At 66.4% G+C, this 2,884-nt stretch carries 3 protein-coding genes; 1 reads left to right on the top strand and 2 read right to left on the bottom strand.

Going from position 1 to position 2,884, the window contains the following annotated elements:
* Nucleotides 1-247 (bottom strand): DUF4336 domain-containing protein (locus HR086_RS46050; RefSeq protein ID WP_174468827.1); only part of this gene is annotated, 247 nt, incomplete at its 3' end.
* A gap of 187 nt (nucleotides 248-434) precedes the next feature.
* On the opposite strand from HR086_RS46050, the gene proS reads away from it, so the two are divergent.
* Nucleotides 435-1,868 carry a proline--tRNA ligase gene (gene proS, locus HR086_RS46045; RefSeq protein WP_141649056.1) on the top strand — a complete coding sequence of 478 codons (1,434 nt, stop codon included), beginning with the start codon at nucleotides 435-437 and terminating at the stop codon, nucleotides 1,866-1,868.
* 71 nt (nucleotides 1,869-1,939) lie between these two features.
* Here proS and HR086_RS46040 read toward each other — a convergent pair whose 3' ends face one another.
* On the bottom strand, nucleotides 1,940-2,800 hold the full coding sequence (locus tag HR086_RS46040; RefSeq protein ID WP_174468826.1) for a caspase family protein: 861 nt from the start codon (nucleotides 2,798-2,800) through the stop codon (nucleotides 1,940-1,942).
* Nucleotides 2,801-2,884: the final 84 nt, after the last annotated feature.

The following is a 2,884-nucleotide window of genomic DNA, read 5'->3' as shown; positions in this document are numbered from 1 at the left end:
CCTCCGGATACGCCGCCGCCCAGTCCCCCACCCGCAGGTGGTGCATCAGGTTGGGCGCGACCAGGAAGCGCACCGGGCCCAGCGCGTCCACCGCCGCGCGCGCCTCGGGCGTGCAGGCGACCGGCGAGTGCACCCACAGCCCCCCGCCCGGCAGGCGGATGACCGTCATCCGTCCCCCCAGGTCGAACGCCCCCATCCGGAAGGGAACCGCCAGGGAATGAACCTCTCCAGCCACGGCGCGCAGCATGTCTTCCTCCTGGGACGACCACGGGACAGCCGGGGCATCCTCGCCGCCCTCCGAAAGCCCTCGCAACGTGAACGACCCACCCTGGGACGAGCCGAGGGACGTCCTGGGACGACTGGAGCGTTGATTTCCGGGTGGCCAAAGCGTAGGCAACCGTCCTCTTTCAACGACTTGAAAAGGTGCTCAGCACATGGCCGATAAGCTCACGCCCCGAGAGAAGGGCTTTTCCGAGTGGTACGTCGACCTGGTCCAGAAGGCGAAGCTCGCCGACTACTCGGACGTGAAGGGCTGCATGGTCATCCGTCCCAACGGCTACGCGCTGTGGGAGAACATGCAGCGCGTCCTGGACAAGATGTTCAAGGACCTGGGCCACAAGAACGCCTACTTCCCGCTGCTCATCCCCGAGAGCTACCTCAAGAAGGAAGCCGAGCACGTCGAGGGCTTCAACCCCCAGCTCGCCGTCGTCACCCACGCGGGCGGCGCCAAGCTCGAGGAGCCCTACGTCATCCGACCCACGTCGGAGACCATCATCAACCGCAGCTTCGCCAAGTGGGTGCAGAGCTATAGAGATTTGCCCCTGCTCATCAACCAGTGGGCGAACGTGATGCGCTGGGAGATGCGCACGCGCCTGTTCCTGCGCACCACCGAGTTCCTCTGGCAGGAAGGCCACACCTGTCACGAGACGGAAGAGGACGCGGAGAAGGAGACGCTCCAGATGCTGGAGGTCTACCGGACGTTCTCCGAGGACTACATGGCCATGCCCGTGATGACGGGCCGCAAGTCGGAGTCGGAGCGGTTCGCCGGCGCCCTGCGCACCTACAGCATCGAAGCCATGATGCAGGACAAGAAGGCGCTGCAGGCCGGCACCAGCCACAACCTGGGCCAGAACTTCGCCAAGGCCTTCGACACCAAGTTCCAGGGTCGCGACGGCCGCGAGCACTTCGTCTGGCAGACGTCCTGGGGCGTGTCCACGCGCCTCATCGGCGGCCTCATCATGACCCACTCGGATGACTCGGGCCTCATCGTCCCGCCGAAGCTGGCGGCCACGCACGTGGTCATCATCCCCATCTTCGGCAAGGCGACCGACACGGAGAAGGCCCAGGTGCTGGAGAAGAGCCACGCGCTCGCCGCCGACCTGCGCAAGTCGGGCCTGGGCGTGGTGGTGGACGACGACGACAGCAAGGGCCCCGGCTTCAAGTACTTCGAGCACGAGTTGGTGGGCACCTGCGTGCGCATCGAGATTGGCCCCAAGGACCTGGCCAAGGGCACCTGCGTCATGGTGCGCCGTGACTTGAAGGTGAAGGAGTTCATCCCGCTGGGCGAGGCCGCCGCCAAGGCCCAGTCGATGCTGGACCAGATGCAGAAGGACCTCTTCCAGAAGGCGAAGACGTTCCGCGACGAGCACACCTTCGAGGTCAACTCCTACGAGGAGATGAAGGAGAAGGCGGACGCGGGCTTCCTGCTCGCGCACTGGAACCTGGACCCCAAGGTGGAGGCGCGCATCAAGGAAGAGACGGGCCTGACCACGCGCAACCGTCCCTTCGCGCTCAAGCAGGAGCCGGGCAAGTGCGTCGTCACCGGCGAGGACTCGCCGGGCCGCATCGTGTTCTCCAAGGCGTACTGAGCCCCACCGCGAACGCGGCGTCATGACAGAGGGCCGTGGAGGGACTCCATCAGTCCCCCCTCGGCCCTTTGTCACACCTCGAAGGGCGTCTCCCGCTCGAACTCGCGGCTGGGGACGCCGACGATGGAGTAGTTGGGCGACTGGAGCGGTGGCATGCGCCGGACGATGCGGCGGTGGAACGTGCGGTGGCCGCCCCGGAACTTCCCGCTGTTGTAGACGCGCAGCAGGTTCGCGGTGAACAGGCCGTTGAAGGCTCCGTCGCTGGAGAGCTGGTTGTCCTGGCACCCGGAGATGAGCAGCACCGTCGCCTTCGTCTTCGCGATGGGGTCATCCTTCGGGAGCCCCGCCATGACGTCGTCGTAGAAGGCCTTGTTGTCCCGGTACGTGCGCAGGGCAATCGCCGTGGGCATGTCCTTGAAGCGCCGCTCTCCCGGCGTCGGGTCATGCAGCGTGTCCGACAGCAACTCCAGGCTGCCTGACCCCCGAAGCGCCGCGTAAGCCGCCTTGCTCACCGTGCCGCTGTGGCAGCTGTCGGAGAACATCAGCACGCGCACGCCCTGCTTCAGCTTGGACAGCGCGAGGTGGATTTCGTCGTCGATGAGCTCTCCGTCGTAGAGCACCCACGTCTCGTCCTGCGCGTCCGACTCGTCGCTGTTGCGGTCCGGGAGCTGCCCGCCGTGTCCGGAGTACGTCAGCAGGAACAGGTCTCCGGGTTGGAGCACGCGGGCCGCCTCGTCCATCTCCTTCAGGATGCGGCCCCGCGTCGCATCCTTGGTGAGCACCTTGCGCACGGTGGAGAACTTCCGCTCCGTGGCGATGGCCACCATGTCCTCGGCGTCCGCCTCGCAGGCGACGAGCGCTCCGTCCCAGCCCGCGTAGTGCGCCGGGTCCACCAGATTCAACCCGATGTTCAACGAATATCCCTGAGCCATGGTCACACTCCTCCTGTCACCGGAGGGAGCGCGAGGCTTCCAGGTGTGAGCCCACCGGCCCCAGGGCGCCGAGCTTCCCCGCCC

The organism is Myxococcus sp. CA039A, assembly GCF_013336645.1.
GTDB lineage: Bacteria > Myxococcota > Myxococcia > Myxococcales > Myxococcaceae > Myxococcus > Myxococcus llanfairpwllgwyngyllgogerychwyrndrobwllllantysiliogogogochensis.
This window is presented reverse-complemented; position numbering and strand designations above follow the sequence as displayed.